The organism is Yoonia sp. (assembly GCF_030731595.1).
Classification (GTDB): Bacteria; Pseudomonadota; Alphaproteobacteria; order Rhodobacterales; family Rhodobacteraceae; genus Yoonia.
The window spans coordinates 50,270-70,761 of sequence record NZ_JANQTS010000088.1 but is presented as its reverse complement, the minus strand read 5'-3'; the positions used below and the strand labels follow the sequence as shown (position 1 = coordinate 70,761).

Genomic DNA, 20,492 nt, shown 5'->3' with positions numbered 1-20,492 from the left:
CCATGTTGCTTTTAGTTCACAACGTTCGTTTCAAGTGCTTCCAAAGCGCGTGCGGCCTCTTCGAAATACTGTGGATGAGTGCTGATTGCGTCCGTCAACAGCGATTTTCCCATCGATACGTCGTTTTGCTTGATCGCTGCCAAAGCCATCGTATGCATCAACTGGGCCCGTTCGGTTTGGGTCATTGGAACGACTGGCAAGGTGTAGTTGCGCTGCGCTCCGCGGGCCAGAACGAGGTTATTCTTTGCGGTAAACATGTTGCTGTTGAACCGCAATGCATCAAAGAACAGACGTTCGGCTTCGCTATATTCGCCGCGCGTGAGCTTTGAATAGCCCCAGTTGTTGTAGACCGTTGCAGGGCGTGTGGTCAGGCCAACAGCCGTTTGGTAAAAGCTATCGGCTTTTTCCCACTGCTGACGGCTGTCTGCCACCATGGCTTCCAAACGATAGCGCTTGAATGTCTCATATGTCGGTGGGATCGTGTTCAGCGTCGCCGCAGCCTCGTCCCAGCGATTGTTCCGTACAAAAGCATCCGCCAGGTCGACACGGTCTGTGTCGGTTGCCTCTGGATTGGTGACCACAACTTGCCATGCATCTACTGCGTCTGCGTTGCGCCCTGCGCGGACCAGCGATTTTGCCAAGCCACGTTGCAAGTCGATCCGGCCGGGATCATTGGCGTTTGCGCTTGCAAAGTAGCGAACGGCCTCATTCGGATCACCGACTGTCAGCATAACGTCGTTGAGGTTGCTTTCGTCGATGACATTGAGGTCTTTCAATGCCCGTTCGACCTCGGCTTCACCGGTTGGTTGTTCACATGCGGACAAGCCAACGGCCGCCACACAAAGCGTCATAAAGATTCGATGGCGCATTTTTCTGCGTCCTTTTGCTGCTCTTACCTATAGGTCCGACATAAGTACGAAGTCGCCTGCACCTCGCCGGATCAGACTAAAGTTCTGATTTTCTTGTACCGCATTATTGTCAGGATTTTCAAAATTTGCGAGCGCTAAGCGTAAATTGTCGCGAATTTCATCCGAATTTCCGCTATCTGCGGCAAAAGCGCGTCGAAAAACCTCACTCGCCTCAGCGACTTCGCCTTTTTCCATCAAAATGACGCCCAGATTATTCCATGCCGCGGGGAAACTGGGGTCTTCTTCAACAGCGCGGCGCAGCCAGCGTTCGGCTTGACCCAGGCGCCCAAGTCTAAGATTGGCAGAACCGATGGCCGACATCGTATCGACATTCAGTCCCTGTTGCGCGGCGGCACGGTTGTAGGCGCTGAGTGCGAGTTCAAACTCGCCGGCTTCCATCAGGCGGTGCCCGACGATCAAACCGTCAACATCACTTGGCCCGGCAACACCCGGCGCAAAAACACCATCTCCTGAACGATTAAGGTCGCCTGAGGTACAAGCGGCAAACCCTGTCAGAAGAATGGCCAAAGCAAATGGCCATATCTTCATTGTGTGTCAGCGCCCGCCAAGACTTGTTGCGATCGCATAGATTGATGGGCCGATGAGCATCGCCATCAGTGGCGGTACCGTCAACATCATTGTGGCCAATGTCATCTTGGTCGGCAGTTTGTTCGCGGCTTCTTCGGCCCGCATGACCCGCTTGTCGCGCATTTCCGCAGAGTAGACACGAAGCGCGTCAGAGATTGATGTGCCGAATTGCGATGACTGTACAAGAACGGTCACGAAACTGGCAATATCCGCGACACCGCAGCGTTCAGACATGTCCTTGAGAACAGTGTTCTTGTCCTTACCCGCCTTCACTTCTTGGCTGACAGTCTCGAATTCTGACGCAAGTTCCGGAAAGCCGGACTTCAATTCCCGTGCGACACGAAGAATAGACTGGTCCAGTGATTGGCCCGCTTCAACGCACACAAGCATCATGTCCAAACTGTCAGGAAAGGCGTTGGTGATTGCTTCGATCCGCTTTTGCTTGCGGCGTGACACCCAATACTTTGGAAGGAAGTAGCCTACGCCTCCTGGCACCATGATCCACAGAACCAGATCCTGGGCCGTCACTTCGACTTGGGCCATCTGAACCATCGCGAAGATGCCACCGCAGACCAGACCGAAGAGTCCCAATGCAAACTTCGAAAAGTGGAAAATCCGAACCGCGTTGTTGCCACTGTAGCCAGCCTGCAAGAGCGTTAGTTTGTCTGCGGAGTATTCATCCGCATTCTGCGGTTCGAGGAAGCTGGAATATTTTTCCAGCTTGTCTTTGCGGGTGGCACTCCGGAGCTTTTCCCCCTTTGACGCACTTGCTTCGGCCGCGCGACCGGCAGCTTTGAGTTTGTCCAGAGGATCGACTTCACGCTTGAGCAACACAGGGAGTGTTATCAGGATTAGAAATACGCCCAGAAGGCCAACAATCATGAGAGGCCCAGAAGGTCCGAGCAACTCAACAATCATGCTTTGTATGTTCTCCATAGTCGTCCCCTTAAACCTTAATATTAACGAGCGAGCGCATCACAATGATGTTCATCACAAGAAATGCCACAACAACCAGCACCGCCGGAATGAAGAGGGGGCTTAGCATCACCTCGTCATAATAGTCGGGCTTGACGAGGTTGATCCCCAGAAGGGCGACAACAGGAAATGCCGAAAGCAGATTGCCGGACCATTTGGCCTCAGCCGTAATCGCGGCAACCCGGCGAAACAGACGAAACCGTGCCCGGATCACCTTTGCCAGACCGTCAAGGATTTCGGCAAGGTTACCGCCAGATGTCTGTTGGATCGTCACAGCAACCGCAAGAAAACGCATATCTTGGTTGTCGAGGCGCTCTGCCATAGCCTTGAGCGTTTCACCCATATCTCGACCATAAGCGGCTTCGTCCGAAATCATGCCCATCTCTGTTCCAAGCGGATCGGGAACTTCCCGGGCTACAATCGCAACAGAAGAAGAGAAAGGATGGCCCACACGCAGCGACCGGACCATCAGCTCTACTGCCTCAGGAAGCTGTTCTGCGATCATGCTCATGCGTTTTTTCGCTTTGCCGTTCACCCAAACATAGACGCCGCCCACACCCATCAAGGTACCAACGACAACTCTGATCGGCACGCCGACAGCGGTCATGAAAGTGAGAAGAATGAAGGAAACACCGCTCAGCACAACCATCAACATCATCAACTGTAGCGGTGTAAACGCGATGTTTGCTTTCTGCGCCTTATCAGCCAGCAAAGAGTAGATCGGGATACTCTGTGACTTCATGTGCTGGGTCATCTCCTTACGGAGTTGATCCAGAACCTGCTCACGAGAGCCGCCCTTGTCGAGCATGTCCAGACGACGGTTTACCTTGCCGTCCATGCTGATGGATTTGCCAAAAATGACCAGATACGCACCTTGGACCAGCGCCAGCACGGCGACAAAGATCAAGATATAGATAAGTGGTTCCGCAGAAATCATTGATATTACTCCGCGACCATAGGTTCAAAGATTGCAGGTGGCAGGTCGTAACCCCAAAGCTTGAACCGCTCCGAGAAGTGACTGCGGACACCGGTTGCTGTAAAGTGACCGATGATCTTGTTGTCAGGAGTAAGACCGACACGCTGATAACGGAAAATTTCCTGCATAGAAATGACGTCACCTTCCATACCGGTGATCTCTGTGATCGAGGTCATGCGGCGCGATCCGTCCTGTAGGCGGGACGCTTGCACAATCAGGTTCACAGCGGATGAGATCTGGCTGCGCATGGCCTTGATCGGCATGTCGATACCGGCCATCGCAATCATGTTTTCCAAACGTGAAATGCCGTCGCGGGCACTGTTGGCGTGGATCGTTGTCATGGAACCGTCGTGGCCCGTGTTCATCGCTTGCAGCATGTCGATGACTTCTTCGCCGCGTGTCTCGCCCACGATGATCCGGTCAGGGCGCATCCGCAAAGCGTTCTTGAGACAGTCGCGCTGAGAAACACCGCCGCGGCCTTCAACATTCGGTGGGCGGCTTTCCATACGACCGACGTGTGTCTGCTGCAGTTGAAGTTCCGCAGTATCCTCGATCGTCAGAATGCGCTCAGAGTCGTCGATAAAGCTGGATAGGGCATTAAGAGTGGTTGTCTTACCGGAACCCGTACCACCGGACACGATCACATTCAGACGGGTCGATACGGCGGCCTGCAAATAAGCGGCCATCTCTTCGGTAAAGGCTCCAAAATTGACCAGATCTTCGATACCAAGCTTGTCCTTTTTGAACTTACGAATGGAAACGAGTGAACCATCTACGGCAATCGGTGGAACCATGGCGTTGAAACGCGATCCATCTGCCAGACGCGCGTCAACATAGGGGTTTGATTCGTCCACGCGGCGACCCACAGCAGATACGATCTTGTCGATGATCCGCAGAAGGTGCCGTTCATCTTTGAAAGTTACGTCAGTCAGTTGGAGTTTGCCGTCACGCTCCACAAAGATCTGTTGCGGGCCGTTCACCAGAATATCGTTTACGGTATCATCTTTCAGGAGTGTCTCGAGCGGGCCAAGGCCTGTGACTTCAAAGAACAAGTCCTGGCTAAGGGTTTGGCGCTCATCGCGGTTCAGGACAATTCCCATCTCCTCGAGGGTTTCGTTCGCAATGGCGTTGATCTCGGACTTCAGTTCCTGCTCTGTCGCAGTTTCAAGCGCGGCAAGGTTCAGGTTGTCCAAAAGCGCCTTGTGCAGTTCCAGCTTGATCTCTCCCAAGCGTTCCTTGCGGCGTTTGTCCTTATCCATTGGCGCGACTTCACCGGGACGCGGGCTCGGCTTTGGTTTCATCATGGATTGACGTGCTGGTTGTTGTGGCGCCGCTGCAATCGCTGCGACGTTCACTTTCGGATTGGAGGCTGCGGGCGTTGCAGTTGCAACATCTTTGGAAATCGTTGGTTTTTTGTATTTCGAAAACATAGCGTTACCTCTTAAGCTCTCGCTGTGGTTGCTGCATCCAGATTGACATCATGGACTGATTTCGCAAGTTTCATGATCTCTTTGCGCAGAGGGTTCTTTGGAATAGTTTCTGACATTGGCGTGCCATGGTCAGCGCTTTGCATCACTGGCTTGCCGCCGTCCGGCAATAAGACTTCAATTGAAATGCCAAGGCTGTCAGACAGTCGCTTAACACGGCTTTTCCCATTGAGGTCTGTGAAGCCGGGTGCGCGATTCAACACAAACCGTATCTTTTCAAATGGAAGGTCTTCTGACTGTAAAGCGCGCTTGAGGCGCAGCGTGTTTTGCGCCGACCGCATATCCAGTTCGATCATCGCAAAATAGACATGGGCCATCTCAAGAACGGTTTGCGACCATTCCACCATCGTTGAAGGCATATCGATGATCACGTAGTCAAAGTTCTTGCTCGCCATTTCGATCACCCGCGAGATATCCAGCGGCGTGATCATGTCGAGTGGTATCATATCCATCGGCGCGGTCAGCACATGCATCTTGTCGCCAAATGTCAGCAGGGCCTGCTGGAAAGCCTCACTGTCCATAGCTTCTGTGTCGGTCAACATTTCAAGGACAGCTTCACGACGCGGCAGATCGAGATATGTCGAGGTCGAGCCGAATTGAAAGTCGAGGTCGAGCAAACAGACCTTGGGAGGGTCATCTTTGTCGATATTGGCCAATTCCCATGCCATGTTCACAGCAAACAAGGTCGCTCCCGTTCCGCCTGCAATGCCATGAACGGGGATGATGACGCCAGAGCGATCACCTGTTGCCTGGAACTTCGTTGCCGTGGTCTGTGTGGGCAGCGGGGTATCCGGAGCGGTCAAGACCCGTTCAATTGCGCGCGCGAGCTCGTTTTCTGGCAGAGGGTAGGGGACGAATTCGTCACCACCTTCGCGTAGCAATTGGTGCAAAGCGGTCGGGCTGACATCTTCCGCGATCAAAATGACTTTTATATTGGCGGCTTTCGCACTTGCGATGACCCGTGAAATATTGGGCAGGTTGTCTTCGTCTTCCGCATCCATGGCGATGGTCACGAACTGAAGGCCTTTTGCATCAGGCTGCGCAAGGAATGCTGCTGCATCGTCAAAACTGAGATCACCCCAAGCGTCACCAAGTGCGGCCTCCATATCTTCGATCAGAAGATCGAAGTTCTGGACGTCGCGGCTGATTGTGCATGCCACGATTTGTGGCGGGTCGCTTTGTACAACCGGGCTAGTACTCATTTATAGATGTCCCCATCACTTTGATCACACTCAATTATGCCAACTGAGAAAGTCATCCTAACACAAGCGATAGAATTGCCTACAGCCCAGTGGCAGGACGCTGATACTGATATCACTATTTTAGGGAATCTTGTCGAGATTAGGACCAAAAGATCGTAATTGTGCGAATTATTGCGACGATCTTGATAAACCTCTGAGAATGTTGACGCCGGACGATAAATCCGGCGTCAACTTGATAAGCGTAAGTTAGCCTTCGCCGGTCGTTATCTGGGCACCGGTGACGCCAGATTGGGGAATCGCGCTGCCAACGTATTCGCGGAAGATGATCTGCGCATACTTTCCGTTTAGGACAAGCGGGTTGCTTTCGACGAAACCAGAGACCTCTGTTACAGTACGACGGTTCCGACGTTCGCGACCTTCAGTGACAACAAGCGGTTGGGTTTCACCGAAGGAAGCTACTGCATCCAGTCGGCTACGATCGATCCCTTGCGACGTCAGGAAAGCAACCGCTGCTTGCGCACGACGCAAACCAAGAGCGCGATTGTAAGCCTGGCTTCCGACCAGATCGGTGTGTCCATAGACCGTGAAGCGAACTTCAGGGAATTGTTTGATCCAATCTGCTTGGCGCATCAATGTGGCGCGCGCATCTGCATCAAGCACGCTCGAGTTGAACGCAAAGTTGACTGTTGAATTCACGTCCGATGCAAAACGGCGAGCAAGGTTGATCGTATAATCCTGCTGACCGGTCTGAACCAACCGATTGTTCATAGTCGCTTCACCAAAATCACCGGTATCGATGACAGAGCCAGCTTCAGAGTAGAAAGACCCTAAGGATGAATCTGTCGGCGAACAGGCGGCAAGTGTTGCGGCAGCGATAGCCGTGGTCATAAAATATTTCATAGACTTACGCTCCATTCATTCGTCAAGAACATAGCCGTAGGACCCGCTAAAGTCCTGTCGTGCTACTTCGCCTGCTGCACCGGAAGAAGGTGCACCTGTCCGGGCAACGCGGCCAAACAAGAACAGGTCTTGCTCTGTCGGTGGGCGGACACGGTCAGTTGGCAATGCCAATGCTTCACCGCGCGTTGGTGAGACAAGGTGTGGTGTGATGATGATCACCAGTTCGGTTTGGCGACGTGCATACTCGGAACTACGGAAGAGAGCTCCAAGAATTGGAATGTCACCGACCCAAGGCACCTGACCTTTCAGGTCTGTGAAGTCATCTGACAACAGACCGGCAATCGCGAAGCTCTCGCCATCACGCATCTCGACTGTTGTGGATGTTTCACGCCGACTAAAGGCATCAATCGCAAAGCCATCGGCCTGGAAGCTGTTTGACGTATCAATTGCCGAAACAGCAGCAGTCAGTTCCAGATTGATGATATCTTGATCAACCACGCGAGGGATAAAGTTAAGCTCTACACCGAATGGCTTGAATTCAACCGAGATGGCACCGTCTGCATTCGAAACGGGTACAGGATATTCGCCACCAGCAAGGAAAGTTGCCTCCTGGCCGCTCAATGCTGTCAGATTGGGTTCTGCAAGCGAGCGCACAACCCCTTGGGATTCCAACGCTTCCAACAGGATACCGACCTCAAGACCGCCAGCGCCAAACCCAAAGAGGAATGCACCATTGCTGTCAGGTGACGATGTAAGGGCATTTGGTACGGAAATGACAGCCCCCGACACATCTGGGTTCGGGATAGAACCAACGCCGCCGATCCCAGTTCCGCCCGCAACCCGTACATCATCGTTAAATGCCAGACCGGAGAGAGAAAGTGACGAAGAAAGCGCTTTGCTGACAGAGCGCTGCATTTCGGCAAACCGCACTTTCAACATGACCTGTTGTGTTCCGCCAACAACCATCAAGTTCGAAACCCGATCAGGTGCATACCGCTGAGCAAGCTCTAGCGCACGGTCTAGACGCGCGATCGAGCTTACTGTGCCCGACAGAACGATCCCGTCATTCGCTGTGCGAACCTCGATGTTCTCGCCAGGTAGAATCTGGGTCAGACGCTCTTTGAACTCGGCAACATCAGGAGAAACATGGACCTCCACGTTCGTAATAAGGCGCCCATCAGCGCCAAGAAGAGTCATCGTCGTGCGGCCGGGTTCTTTACCCAGCACGTAGATTGTCCGATCGGAAAGCGACGAAATGTCAGCGATCCCGGGATTTGCAATAGATAGTTCCGCGAAGGGGACGTCGCTCTCCACGACAACGGCCCGGTTCATCGGAACGCTGAGTGCGCTGGACGCTGCGCCGCGCAAGACGCGCAACGTTTCGGCCGGTGCAAATGTTGGTGCTGCCGCGGTAAACGACAACGCTAAGCCAGCAATAGCTGCCTTCAAAAATCTGTCATATTTCATAAGTGACCTGCCTCTCCGATCACGCCTCATTAATGGGTCTTAGTGCCCTCACGTGATAACCATGCGGCAGATCGCCATTTATTGCAAGAATCAAGAGGTTGGAAGGCAAAGCGTATGTGGACAACTGGCAACACTTGCGATCCAAGACAAAAAACGACCAACTGAATAAGGCAATTTTTCGATGCGCTTTTTGGTCCCGCTCGTTAAGAGTTTAGTCCTCGCAAGGCACTTGAAGTGTTACGATGTCAACGCCACGGCGCTCGCGTCGCGTACAAATTCTCTCTTCAACCACTTCTGGCGCTTCCTCGACAACGACAGCCTCGATCCCCAATACATCCTGGATATTGGTTTCAATCGTCTCCGTCCCGATCTCGTCGTCATTGCGACCAATCGGCGTCAGCGACAGTGATCCTGCAGATTGCAGAACCTGAAGATCAGCAAAGTCTTCCTGCGAGACCTGAACGACAACACCATTGCCACCCTGATCGATCGAAATGATTTCGAGACGGCTCTTTACCAGGCGTGAAATTTGCTGGCCGTCGCCGACCCGACCCGACCAGTAAAGATCAATCACATCCGAGTTGCGCAATTCGCCAGAGAAAGAACGGGTAAGTTCATCCGGCAGGGGAAATGCGCGCATCCCGGGGTCCAGCAGTGCTGTAATACCCTGAGCTGCACCGGCCTCCGTTACCTTTGAAATCAAGATTGGTTCGTTGATCCGCATCGGGATCCGGACAACACGAGGAACATTCACGCCTTCAGGAAAGAGGCCTTCCTCTGTCTGAAAATAGCCATCGGGGAGGTTGTCGACCGCATATTTGATGATCTTCACGTCATCAATCGTCAACCGTTCGCCATAGGTTAGATCACGGGACGGCGCATAGATGTCGATTGTTTGCACGACATTTGATGCCCGCTCTCGTTCGCGCTGGAGGGCAGCCGACTGCGTGTCCATATACTGATTGACCATGTACACAGCAAAACCCGCCAAGCCCATGCCGATCAAAAGGACTAGTCCAAAAACTCCGCGCATAACTTCTATCCTCACTTTGTGCCCAATTGTTCGGACAACACATAATATTCTTTAACACTGGTCAATCAGCACTTGAGTACTCGAGGCGGTTCTAATGCATTGCATTGGTATCGCACAAGCCAAAGGTCGATCAACTTTTGCTTGCACCGTCCAGGCGCTGTGACGCCCGCGGTCGCGATGGCTTGGTCAAGGTCCAAAATGCGTACAGGTCCGATCGTGTAGAACGTTCCGGGAACTGCGCACGCTGACAGGATTGCTTGCGTCGCGAGAGAAAGACTTCAACAGGTCGATCCAGTCACCGACCCTTTGCCCAACACGTCAGTCTGCGGGCGCTGCAGGTAGCGCGGCAGTTGCTGGCACGTTCTGCGTTGTCAGCGATGTTTCGATTTCGTTACCCAAATCGGTGCTGCCTCGGGTTATCACAAGTCCGACGGTCAGACTGAGTACACAGATAGCGGCTGTGATTATGACAAAGTCGACGGTGACCGCGCCATCTTCGTTTTTGGCAAAACTCGCGAAGCGACTTTTCATCCTGTCCACCTTCGTTTTTCTTTCTGTCTGTGTGCAGGAAAGCCTTGCAAGCCTATTTCCCAGACCGCTGACTCCCTCAATTGATGTCAAAACGATCCTCGCTGCAAAACCACTTACGAACACTGTTCCGGCACTAAACCAGAAAAAGCTGCGCCAAGATTATCAGGCGCAGCTTTCTTTCACTCTCTAGAAATCAGGGTTTCTAGACAAATGCATTTAGGTTGCTGGCGCACCTGGCAGAGTCACAGTCGCTGGCGCGCTCTGTGTTGTCAAAGATGTTTCGATCTCGTTGCCGAGGTCCTGCGCACCGCGGGAGATAACGCCGCCAACGGCCAGGCCGAGAACAACGATTGCAGCTGTCAGAACTACGAAGTCAACAGTGACAGCACCGTCTTCGTCGTTGCGGAAATTTTTGATAAAGTTAAGCATTGTATTCCCTCCTCAGGGTATTAGCAGAGTTTGTTTCGTTCCTCGCCGGTGTCTGGGACCATCTTTCAAAAGCGCCATCCCCGTCTTGGATGAACATATATAGCCTGCGGAATGGGGCGGGAGTTTGGCATGTAGAGAAATTTTTGCGTAGAAAGTGGAATTCTCGCTTAAATCACTATAAAGTATTGATTTTAAATGAAAGAAATATTCATCTCTCGTTAATATTCGAGCGTTTTCGTTGCTGAAATGCCGGTAATTGCGGTGAATCGACGATCATTGTTCCCCAAAACTTGGATTGTTGGCAGTTTTCTGCCATCTTTAAATGAACAACAATCGGCGAGCAGGCCCCAAAAATGAATCGTCAAATCATAAGCATAGCGGCATTGATCGCGATCTTCGCTGCGTCTGGCGCAGTGGCCGAAGTCGAGCGTCTTCAGCCTGACTTTACCTTTAAGCGCGTGACGGTCCCTACTGGGAACACGACCAATCGTATTACTGTCCAGATCGATCCGACAGCGCCGCGCCTCGGCCCGGTCTATGCAGAGCCAGAGCCGGAACCTATCGTTGCTGGCGGGGCGATCGTTTTGCCGCAACCTTCGGGGCTGGAGTGGTTTTGGACGACAGTCTCGCCTGCGATGGATGATCCAAGCCCTGTCAGGCTTCAAAGGGCGATGGAGCAAATCAATAATCCACCACGAGGATCTGCGATAGCAGCGCCGCGCTTGCAGGCGCTTCAGGATATTGCGTCCGAGCACGGGCTCCATATCCTGCGCGAGACTGTCGGGACACGGGTTTCACCCGCACTCGTCCTTGCGGTGATCGCAGTCGAGAGCGCGGGGCGTACCCAAGCCGTAAGTTCGGCCGGTGCGGAAGGTCTGATGCAATTGATGCCGGATACGGCAACGCGGTTTGGCGTCACCAATAGCATGGACCCTGCAGAAAACATCAAAGGTGGCGTTGCCTATCTGGCTTGGCTGCTTGATCATTTCGGGAATGACCCGCTGCTGGCCTTGGCCGGATACAATGCTGGCGAGGGGAATGTGCGCCGCTACGATGGCGTGCCGCCCTTCAGCGAGACACGCGCCTATGTGCCCAAAGTGCTGGCAGCATGGCAAGTTGCAAAGGGGCTTTGCCGCACACCACCCGAGTTGATCACGGATGCCTGCGTCTTTAACGTCAACGGTATCTAGACAGAAAAGACATCGGCCCATTCGGGGTGTTTGCGCCGTTGTGCATTCACAAAGGGGCAGAGCGGGACAATCTGGAAACCCTTGCTGCGCGCATCCGCGATGAATTCGCGCAGCATCAAGAGCCCGATGCCTTCGCCCTCATGGCCGCTGGCGACTTGGGTATGGTCAGCAATCACCATTTTTGGCGACATGACGGAATAGGTCATCTCACTCTCACCCGACGGATGCACGATATAATAGCGACCCTTGCTGCCGTTTTCTTCGTGCATGACCGTCAGGTCAGACAATATGGGCCTCTGTCGCGGCGCGCAGTTCTGCTTCGGTGACGCCTTCAGCGGTTTCTACGATCTTCAAGCCGCCCTCGACGACATCCAGCACACCAAGGTTCGTGATAATCCGGTCAACCACGCCCTGACCAGTCAGCGGCAGGGTACAGGCTTTGAGCACTTTGCTTTCGCCATGTTTGTTGGTGTGGTCCATCACGACGACGACGCGGCCAACACCTGCGACCAGATCCATCGCACCGCCCATGCCTTTGACCAGCTTGCCGGGAATCATCCAGTTCGCCAGATCGCCGTTCTCGGCAACTTCCATCGCACCCAAAATCGCCATGGCGATCTTGCCGCCACGGATCATGCCAAATGAGGTCGCACTATCGAAATAGGCCGTCTGGGGCAGTTCGGTGATTGTCTGCTTGCCCGCATTGATCAGATCGGCATCTTCTTCCCCATCAATCGGGAAGGGTCCCATGCCCAACATGCCGTTCTCGGACTGGAGCGTTACCTCGACTCCTTCAGGAATATAGTTCGACACCAAGGTCGGAATGCCGATGCCAAGGTTGACGTACCAGCCGTCCTGCAGCTCTTGGGCGGCGCGTGCCGCCATTTGATTGCGATCCCAAGCCATTATGCTGCCCTCACTGTGCGTTGCTCAATCCGCTTTTCGTGATCACCCTGGATGAGGCGATGCACATAGATACCCGGCAAATGGATGCTGTCAGGATCAAGGCTGCCTGTGGGGACGATTTCTTCGACCTCGACAACACAGACCTTGCCACACATGGCGGCAGGCGGGTTGAAGTTGCGCGCAGTCTTGCGGAACACAAGGTTTCCGGTCGCGTCCGCCTTCCAAGCTTTCACGATCGAGAGATCGGCAAAAATACCTTCTTCCAGAATATAGGTCTGGCCATTGAAGTCTTTATGTTCCTTGCCTTCGGCGATGACCGTACCCACGCCCGTCTTGGTATAGAACCCCGGGATGCCGCACCCGCCGGCACGCATACGTTCGGCCAGAGTGCCTTGGGGGTTGAATTCCAGTTCAAGCTCGCCCGAAAGATATTGGCGCATGAACTCTGCGTTCTCGCCCACATAAGAGCTGATCATCTTCTTGACCTGACGGGTTTGCAGCAAAATACCGATGCCGAAGTCATCAACGCCCGCATTGTTCGAGGCGAAGGTCAGATCCTTGGTGCCCGCGTCCTTGATCGCAGACAGCAAAAGCTCTGGGATGCCACACAGGCCAAAGCCGCCTGCAGCAATAAACATGCCGTCATGCAAAAGCCCATCAAGGGCGGCGGCGGCGTTGGGATAGATTTTCTTCATGCATGTTCTCCCGATGGTGTTGGCAACTTGTGGCGTCCAACCGTAACAGAGTCAATAAATTGCCGCATTGCAGCGGGACAGTGACGGGACCAATGAAAGCAAGGCAATCCCCGCCCCCGGTGTCACGCTTTCTTGGCGGCCGGTTTCTTCTTGGCTGCGGCTTTCTTTGCGGGGGCCTTTTTGCCAGCGGGCTTTTTCTTTCCCGCTTTTTCGGCCCGTTCATCAATCAGATGCACAGCCTGCGCCAAGGTCAGATCGTCCGGTGCGATCGTATCGGGGATCGTCGCGTTGATCTTTTCCCACTTCACGTAAGGACCGTATTTGCCGTCATAGATATTGACGGGGCCGCCTGCTTCTGGGTGTTCGCCCAATGCGCGGATCGGAGCAGCGGCCTTGCCGCGCGCACCGCGTGATGCGACTTTTTCCGCCAGAAGCTGCACGGCACGGTTCATCCCAACAGTCCAAACCTCGTCAATACTTTCTAGGTTCGCGTTCGTGCCGCCCCGATCCGAGGTGCTTGCCGCATGTTTGAGATAAGGTCCATAACGCCCGATGTTGGCCCAGACTGCCACGCCATCCTCGGGGTGAGGCCCAATTTCGCGCGGCAGCAACAGTAGCCTGACAGCCTGTTCCAGCGTTACCTCTTCTGGTTCCCAATCGGCGGGGATGCTCTGGCGCGGGGGCTTTTTGTTCTCGTCCGTCACAGCACCGCGCTGGGCAAATGGCCCAAAACGGCCCTTGAAGATGCGAATCTCATCGCCCGAATCCACCCCCAGCAATTTCCCTTCTGGCGGAATGGCGGACGCCTCTGCCTCTGGGTTGGGAGGGCCGAAGGGGCGGGTGTATTTGCACTCGGGGTAATTCGAGCAGCCGATGAACGCGCCACCTGACCGGGCTGTGCGCATCGACAAACGCCCAGCACCGCAGTTGGGGCAAAGGCGCGGATCGCTGCCGTCTTCGGTGGGCGGGAACAGATGCGGCTCCAGCACTTCGTTGATTTTCTCAAGCACCTCGGTGATGCGCAAATCGGCGGTTTCCGCAATCGCCGCTGAAAAATCGCGCCAGAACTGGCCAAGCACTTTCTTATAGTCAGCGTCGCCAGCGCTGACCTCATCCAACTGGTTTTCCAGATCGGCGGTAAAATCATAGCCGATATATTTCTGGAAATAATTGGTCAGAAAGGCGGTCACGAGCCGCCCTTTATCCTGCGGGATCAGGCGGTTCTTGTCTTTCTCGACATAGCCACGGTCCTGAATGGTCGTGACGATAGAGGCATAGGTGGACGGGCGGCCAATGCCCAGTTCTTCCATGCGCTTGACCAGCGTCGCCTCGGTATAGCGGGGCGGGGGCTGGGTAAAGTGCTGTTCTGGATCAACCGATTTCTTCTCTGCTTTCTCGCCCTCGGCCAGTTGCGGCAGACGCTTGTCGTCATCATCAACGACGCTGTCGTCCTTGCCCTCTTCGTAGATCGCGATAAAGCCGTCAAAGACCATGACCTGCCCGTTGGCGCGCAGGATCACCTGCTCATCTTTGCTGGCGATATCTACGACAGTACGCTCAAAGCTGGCGGCGGCCATCTGGCTGGCCATGGTGCGTTTGTAGATCAGGTCATAAAGCTTGCGCTGGTCCGCGTCCGAGATCTTAGCCTCCTCGGTGCTGACGTCCATTTCCGTCGGGCGGATACATTCGTGCGCTTCCTGCGCGTTCTTGGCTTTGTTTTTATACATGCGCGGCTGATCGGGCAGATACTTGGCGCCAAACTTTGCGGTGATCGCATCGCGGGTCGCTGTCACGGCCTCGGGGGCCATATCGATCCCGTCGGTCCGCATGTAGGTGATCAGACCGGCCTCATAAAGGCGCTGGGCCACGGACATGGTCTGTTTGGCACCCATGCCGAACTTGCGGCTTGCCTCTTGTTGCAAGGTCGAGGTCATGAAGGGCGGCGAAGGGTTCCGCGTCGCAGGTTTCGCCTCGACCGAAGTGATCACCAGATCGCGCGAATTGATGGCCTGAACGGCCATTTCGGCCTGTGTTGCGTTTGCAAGGTCGAATTTGTCCAGCTTCTTGCCAGCCAGCGTTGTCAGCCGTGCCTCGAAGGTCTGGCCGCGTGCGGATTGCAGCAGGGCCTTGACGGTCCAGTATTCCTGATTGCGGAAGGCTTCGATTTCCATCTCGCGCTCGACGATGATGCGCAGACAGACCGATTGCACACGGCCCGCCGATTTGGCACCCGGCAGTTTGCGCCAGAGGACAGGGGACAGGTTAAAGCCGACAAGGTAATCCAGTGCGCGGCGGGCAAGGTAAGCCTCGACCAATGGCTGGTCCACCTGACGGGGATTCTTCATCGCGTCGGTCACGGCAGCCTTGGTGATCGCGTTAAAAACGACGCGGCTGACGGGCGTGTCTTTCTTGATCGCCTTCTTGGCCAAGAGCGCCTCTGTCAGGTGCCAGGAAATCGCCTCGCCCTCGCGGTCGGGGTCGGTGGCAAGGATCAGTTCGTTGTCGTTTTTCAGCGCGTCAACAATGGCCTTGATATGCTTTTTACTGTCTGCCGCGATCTCCCATTTCATGTCGAAATCGTCGTCGGGAAGGACCGATCCATCTTTCGGAGGCAGGTCACGGACATGCCCATAAGACGCCAGAACAGTGTAGTTGCTGCCAAGGTATCCGTTTATTTTCTTAGCCTTAGCGGGGGATTCGACAACAACGACGGGCATGAGAATCCTTTACAGAAAATACGGTTCCTTAAGTCGGGCAAGATGTGGCGTCTGTCATCGGAATGTCAATGAGGGGAAAAATCTTTGCAAAAATGCAGGTCGATTTCAGATCGCGCGGGCCAGCAAACCACCGGCCTGCCGTATGATTTTACCATCCAGTTCAAGGTCAACGAGCACCGGACCCACGTCCATCGCGCTGGCCTTGATGTCGCGCAAAAGCTGGTCTTCGGCGATGGGCGCAGGCCCAAGCCGCGCCAGAATCTCGGAATGGAGTGCTGCTGTGTCCCGCAAACCGCGGGTTTGCGGCACGACAACGTCAAGCGTCGGTTCTTGTTCAGCGACAGGTTGCAGGGTTTCAATAATATCGGCGGCATTGCGCACCAATGTCGCACCGTCGCGGATCAGCATGTTGCAGCCCGACGCGCGCGCATCAAAAGGATGTCCGGGGACTGCCAGAACATCGCGCGCCTGATCAAGGGCATTGCGCGCGGTGATCAGGCTACCTGACTTGGCCGCAGCCTCGACCACGACAACAGCTTGCGCCAGACCCGAGATGATCCTGTTCCGTGCCGGAAAATGGCGCGCTTGCGGCTGCAGGCCCATCGGCATTTCCGACAAGCGCAAGCCGGATTTTGCGATATCATGCGCCAGTTGCGCATTCTCCGACGGATAGATGACATCGACACCGCCCGCCTGCACCGCAATGGTGCCATGCGTCAGTGCACCAAGATGCGCTGCCGCATCAATGCCGCGCGCGAGGCCGGATACAACGGCATAGCCCGCCAAAGACAAATCCTCGGCCAGACGTTTGGCCATGCGCGTTCCAAGAGATGAGGCATTACGCGCGCCCACAAGCGCGATGATAGGGCGCTGCAGGAGGCTGACCTTGCCCATTACCCACAACATGGGCGGCGCGTCATCGATCTGCGCCAGCGACGCAGGATAGTCCGGAGTGCCCGCGATCAGCAGACGGGCACCTGCGGATTTGCCCGCCTTCAGCTCTGCAAGTGCTACGCCTTCGGGGCAGACCGTATAGTCAGAAACGCCTGCCGCCTGCGCGATCAGCGGCAGGGCGCGCAGCGCGTCCGCCGCAGTGCCATGTTCTGCGATCAGCCGATGATAGGTCGCCACGCCAACCCGACGTGATCGCAATAGGCGGAGCCGGTTGACCGTATCCTCTTCCGTGGTGGGGGGGAGTTGGGGGTGAGTGGAAGATGTGTTGTTTCCGGTCATCCTGTGAGCTCCGCCATATTGCTACGACAGGCTTAGAAGATCGAGGTTAACGAGTCGTAACCAGAATCCGCGCCTTTTCAAAAAAACTGGAACCTTTCAAAAGACCGTTTTGGCGGTGCATTCGGCATCGCCACCAGCATCCCGCCGCCGCTCTGTTCTCAATGATTTCTTAGGTCTTTGTGATTTAGGACCGAAGAAGTTTGAAGACAGCACATCAGAGGAGTTGGGTGCCAGTCCCAAAGTATTTCATTTGAAGCATGTACTGCAGCAGGCACGGAAAGATCCTAAGGACGTGACCCCTCAATACGAGGATGCTGGCCTGTTCAAGACCCAGATTTGCACAGTGCGTCTCGACTTGGTGCCCGTGATCAATTTCAATCGGCGTGGCGATATCATTATCCGGTGTTTTGTTAAGGCAAATCTGCGCGCAGAAGTTTTGTTTGCGGGGCGGCGCGTCCGTGAGACCAAGCCGCTTGTGCAGGAACTCAATGACCTCAAGACCCGCGCCTACAAGGCTGCGGTGCAAAGCCAGCTGCCAGTCCCCGATCTTGATGGGATCAGACTGCAAGCCGAAATTGAAGGCGCGTGGCGCAGACGCCTTTTTCAAGACGAAGACGGCTGGGAAAAGCGCGCCTACCAGCTTGTCGCGGCACGCTGTTTGTTCCACCTTTCCAACGGGTCTGCCATGGCCATTGGTATGCCACCTGAAACCCTGCCCTAAGTGGCTGGGCTTCCACCTATGGACCTATGCCGCAGCACCGCCAACCGTTAGCCCGCCGATCAGCAGGCTGGGCTGGCCGACACCAACCGGAACCCATTGCCCGGCCTTGCCGCAGTTTCCAATGCCAGGATCAAGGGCCAGATCATTGCCGATCCCGCGGATCTGCTTCAGCGCTGTCGCGCCGTCGCCAATCAACGTCGCCCCCTTCACAGGCGCACCGATGACACCGTTCTTGACACGGTAGGCCTCTGTGCAACTGAACACGAATTTGCCGTTGGTGATATCGACCTGCCCACCACCAAACCCGACTGCATAGATCCCGTCCTTGAGGTCGGCAACCAAAGCCTCTGGGGCGGTATCGCCCGCCAGCATATAGGTATTGGTCATGCGCGGCATCGGCGCATGGGCAAAGCTTTCGCGGCGACCGTTGCCTGTGGGTGCCACACCCATCAATCGGGCGTTCTGGCGGTCTTGCATATAACCCACCAGAACACCGTCCTCGATCAGTGTGTTCTTGGCGCTGGGCGTGCCCTCATCATCCACGGTGATCGAGCCGCGCCGATCCGGGATCGTGCCGTCATCCAGCACGGTTACGCCTTTGGCCGCAATCTGCTGGCCCATCAATCCAGCAAAAGCGCTGGAGCCTTTGCGGTTGAAATCACCCTCCAGCCCGTGACCGATCGCTTCGTGTAACAAGATGCCCGGCCAGCCGGGGCCAAGGACCACATCCATCACGCCTGCAGGTGCAGGCTCTGCATCCAGATTGACCAAGGCAATGCGCAAAGCTTCGCGGGTGACAGGCTCCCAATGGTCACGGCCGATCAAGCCGATGAGGCCAGCTCGGCCGCCGCCACCCATGCCGCCGCTTTCCCGCTTGCCGTTCTCTTCGACGATGACACTGATGTTCAGTCGGGACATCGGGCGGGTATCTGTCACCAAAGTGCCTTCGGGGCGCAGGATCAGCACCTCTTGATGCGAGGCCGCGATGGTTGCTGAAACTTGCACCACACGGGGATCCAGCGCACGGGCAAAGGCATCAATTTCTTTCAGCAGGTCGATCTTTGCAGGGAACGTGGCCTGCAACATCGGGTCGTCATCGGAATAAAGCTTGCGATTGGTGCCAGCAGGACCCGCGGCCATCGTCCCGCCGCCATCGCCCACAGCAAGGCGGGCCGTAGCGACCGCGCGCTTGAGGGCATGTTCGTCGATGGTCGTGGAATGGGCATAGCCCGCTGTCTCGCCGCGCACGGCGCGCAGGCCGAATCCTTCGGAAGCATCAAAGCTTGCGGTCTTGATGCGGCCATCGTCAAAGGAAATGACTTCGGATTTGCGCCGTTCCAGAAACAGCTCTCCGTCGTCCGCGCCCGCTGTCGCCTCGCGCAAGAGCGCAAGCGCGGTATCTTGGTCCAGATTGGTTTCGAACGGGCGAAATGGATCAGTGGACATGGATTTTTCCTTCACGGCGGTCAATTTTGTGGCGAAAGCGTCTGTTTGACGCAACTGCGGTTCTTGAGTTGTTCATCAGGATATGGGACACGGTCCAACGAATACAATGGGATTCCGTTCGCAGCCCGTGCGGAAGAACCAGGGAGACGCGCCAGACGGCGCAATGATGATAGGGTAAGATATGCGTTTGAAAACCTTTGCGACCTCGCTCTGGGCCACGGCTGGTCTTGTGATGGCGGGATCTTCTGTCTTTGCACAAGACGTCAATCAAGAGCTTGAAATTGTCGGACGTCCTGTGAACGGCGCGATGGGCTTTCAGCCAGCCGCGACGGAATTGGCGCGCGATGTGGTTTGGTTGGACAATCTTCTGCTGATCATCATCACTGCGATCACGCTTTTTGTGACGGCTTTGATGGCATGGGTAGTGATCCGTTATAACCACAAACGGCAGCCAGAGCCTGCGACCTTTACCCACAACTCACCGCTCGAGATTGCATGGACAGTCGTACCTGTCGTAATTTTGGTGTTTATCGGGGCCTTCTCTTTGCCAGTGCTTTTCAAACAGCAGGAAATCCCCGAGGCCGACATCACGATCAAGGTCACCGGTTATCAGTGGTACTGGGGCTATGAATACGTGGATCATGGCGTCGCTTTCGACAGCTACATGCTGGGACGCGACGAGCTTGAAGAGAATGGTTACAGCCAGGCAGAATATCTTCTGGCAACGGACACAGCCGTTGTTGTGCCAATCGGTGCGACGGTTGTCATGCAGGTCACAGCGGCGGACGTGATCCATTCCTGGACCATTCCGGCTTTCGGGGTGAAGCAAGATGCGGTCCCTGGTCGTCTGGCAGAACTGTGGTTCGCGGCAGAGCGCGAGGGCATCTACTTTGGTCAGTGCTCTGAACTTTGCGGCAAAGATCATGCCTATATGCCGATCACAGTGAAAGTGGTCAGCCAGGAAACCTATGATGCTTGGCTCGCCGAAGCGATCGGAACGTCCTAAGAGGTAAGGTGGGTCAAGGCCCACCTTGCGCCTGTTTAACACTGCAAAGCGGGTCTTGGTGACCTGCCCAATTTTATAAGGT

20 protein-coding genes are annotated in these 20,492 nt (G+C 55.1%); 4 read left to right on the top strand and 16 right to left on the bottom strand.

All coding sequences use genetic code 11. From position 1 onward, the window contains the following. Positions 1-11: 11 nt before the first annotated feature. The 9 genes from NWQ23_RS10440 to cpaB all read right to left on the bottom strand — a co-directional run bounded on the left by NWQ23_RS10440 (position 12) and on the right by cpaB (position 9,536). Entirely contained in the window at positions 12-869 is an 858-nt protein-coding gene (locus NWQ23_RS10440; protein ID WP_306166287.1) for a lipopolysaccharide assembly protein LapB, read from the bottom strand. Positions 870-896: 27 nt separating this feature from the next. Continuing rightward, the gene (locus tag NWQ23_RS10435; protein WP_306166286.1) at positions 897-1,457 is read right to left on the bottom strand and encodes a tetratricopeptide repeat protein; all 561 of its coding nucleotides are present in this window, start codon (positions 1,455-1,457) and stop codon (positions 897-899) included. Between the two features lie 6 nt (positions 1,458-1,463). Further along, a complete protein-coding gene (locus tag NWQ23_RS10430) occupies positions 1,464-2,432 on the bottom strand; it encodes a type II secretion system F family protein (RefSeq protein ID WP_306166285.1) in 969 nt (322 codons plus the stop codon). A gap of 10 nt (positions 2,433-2,442) precedes the next feature. After that, positions 2,443-3,408: a type II secretion system F family protein gene (locus tag NWQ23_RS10425; protein ID WP_306166284.1), complete on the bottom strand. Its 966-nt coding sequence runs from the start codon at positions 3,406-3,408 to the stop codon at positions 2,443-2,445. Between the two features lie 5 nt (positions 3,409-3,413). Beyond that, positions 3,414-4,877 carry a CpaF family protein gene (locus tag NWQ23_RS10420; RefSeq protein WP_306166283.1) on the bottom strand — a complete coding sequence of 488 codons (1,464 nt, stop codon included), beginning with the start codon at positions 4,875-4,877 and terminating at the stop codon, positions 3,414-3,416. 11 nt (positions 4,878-4,888) lie between these two features. Then, entirely contained in the window at positions 4,889-6,136 is a 1,248-nt protein-coding gene (locus NWQ23_RS10415; protein ID WP_306166282.1) for an AAA family ATPase, read from the bottom strand. Positions 6,137-6,382: 246 nt separating this feature from the next. Further along, complete coding sequence (locus NWQ23_RS10410; protein WP_306166281.1) at positions 6,383-7,036, bottom strand: OmpA family protein; 654 nt, start codon at positions 7,034-7,036, stop codon at positions 6,383-6,385. A 15-nt stretch (positions 7,037-7,051) separates the two neighbouring features. Further along, on the bottom strand, positions 7,052-8,503 hold the full coding sequence (locus tag NWQ23_RS10405) for a type II and III secretion system protein family protein (protein WP_306166280.1): 1,452 nt from the start codon (positions 8,501-8,503) through the stop codon (positions 7,052-7,054). A 211-nt stretch (positions 8,504-8,714) separates the two neighbouring features. Then, positions 8,715-9,536 carry a Flp pilus assembly protein CpaB gene (cpaB, locus tag NWQ23_RS10400; protein ID WP_306166279.1) on the bottom strand — a complete coding sequence of 274 codons (822 nt, stop codon included), beginning with the start codon at positions 9,534-9,536 and terminating at the stop codon, positions 8,715-8,717. 466 nt (positions 9,537-10,002) lie between these two features. On the opposite strand from cpaB, the gene NWQ23_RS10395 reads away from it, so the two are divergent. After that, positions 10,003-10,257 carry a hypothetical protein gene (locus tag NWQ23_RS10395; protein WP_306166278.1) on the top strand — a complete coding sequence of 85 codons (255 nt, stop codon included), beginning with the start codon at positions 10,003-10,005 and terminating at the stop codon, positions 10,255-10,257. A 26-nt stretch (positions 10,258-10,283) separates the two neighbouring features. On the opposite strand, the gene NWQ23_RS10390 is transcribed toward NWQ23_RS10395, so the two are convergent. Beyond that, entirely contained in the window at positions 10,284-10,496 is a 213-nt protein-coding gene (locus NWQ23_RS10390) for a Flp family type IVb pilin (protein ID WP_306166277.1), read from the bottom strand. A 353-nt stretch (positions 10,497-10,849) separates the two neighbouring features. Here NWQ23_RS10390 and NWQ23_RS10385 point away from each other — a divergent pair, with 353 nt between their 5' ends. Beyond that, positions 10,850-11,686 carry a lytic transglycosylase domain-containing protein gene (locus NWQ23_RS10385; protein ID WP_306166276.1) on the top strand — a complete coding sequence of 279 codons (837 nt, stop codon included), beginning with the start codon at positions 10,850-10,852 and terminating at the stop codon, positions 11,684-11,686. Here the strand turns inward: NWQ23_RS10385 and NWQ23_RS10380 are convergent. The 5 genes from NWQ23_RS10380 to dprA form a co-directional block, all read right to left on the bottom strand. After that, complete coding sequence (locus tag NWQ23_RS10380; protein ID WP_306166275.1) at positions 11,683-11,973, bottom strand: GNAT family N-acetyltransferase; 291 nt, start codon at positions 11,971-11,973, stop codon at positions 11,683-11,685. The two genes, NWQ23_RS10385 and NWQ23_RS10380, sit on opposite strands and share 4 nt — an antisense overlap. Then, positions 11,966-12,592 (bottom strand): 3-oxoacid CoA-transferase subunit B, encoded by a 627-nt coding sequence (locus NWQ23_RS10375; RefSeq protein WP_306166273.1) that lies wholly within the window; start codon positions 12,590-12,592, stop codon positions 11,966-11,968. The genes NWQ23_RS10380 and NWQ23_RS10375 overlap by 8 nt, the downstream gene beginning before the upstream one ends. After that, positions 12,592-13,287, bottom strand: a complete 696-nt coding sequence (locus NWQ23_RS10370) for a CoA transferase subunit A (RefSeq protein WP_306166271.1) — start codon at positions 13,285-13,287, stop codon at positions 12,592-12,594. Before NWQ23_RS10370 ends, NWQ23_RS10375 begins: the two co-directional genes overlap by 1 nt. A gap of 122 nt (positions 13,288-13,409) precedes the next feature. Continuing rightward, positions 13,410-16,004 carry a type I DNA topoisomerase gene (gene topA / locus NWQ23_RS10365; protein WP_306166270.1) on the bottom strand — a complete coding sequence of 865 codons (2,595 nt, stop codon included), beginning with the start codon at positions 16,002-16,004 and terminating at the stop codon, positions 13,410-13,412. A gap of 105 nt (positions 16,005-16,109) precedes the next feature. Further along, the gene (gene dprA / locus NWQ23_RS10360; protein WP_306166268.1) at positions 16,110-17,237 is read right to left on the bottom strand and encodes a DNA-processing protein DprA; all 1,128 of its coding nucleotides are present in this window, start codon (positions 17,235-17,237) and stop codon (positions 16,110-16,112) included. A gap of 292 nt (positions 17,238-17,529) precedes the next feature. On the opposite strand from dprA, the gene NWQ23_RS10355 reads away from it, so the two are divergent. Then, the gene (locus NWQ23_RS10355) at positions 17,530-17,958 is read left to right on the top strand and encodes a hypothetical protein (RefSeq protein ID WP_306166266.1); all 429 of its coding nucleotides are present in this window, start codon (positions 17,530-17,532) and stop codon (positions 17,956-17,958) included. Positions 17,959-17,982: 24 nt separating this feature from the next. Here the strand turns inward: NWQ23_RS10355 and tldD are convergent, their stop codons facing one another. After that, on the bottom strand, positions 17,983-19,404 hold the full coding sequence (gene tldD / locus NWQ23_RS10350) for a metalloprotease TldD (protein WP_306166264.1): 1,422 nt from the start codon (positions 19,402-19,404) through the stop codon (positions 17,983-17,985). A 181-nt stretch (positions 19,405-19,585) separates the two neighbouring features. On the opposite strand from tldD, the gene coxB reads away from it, so the two are divergent. Then, positions 19,586-20,410: a cytochrome c oxidase subunit II gene (coxB, locus tag NWQ23_RS10345; protein WP_306166263.1), complete on the top strand. Its 825-nt coding sequence runs from the start codon at positions 19,586-19,588 to the stop codon at positions 20,408-20,410. The last annotated feature ends 82 nt before the right edge of the window (positions 20,411-20,492 follow it).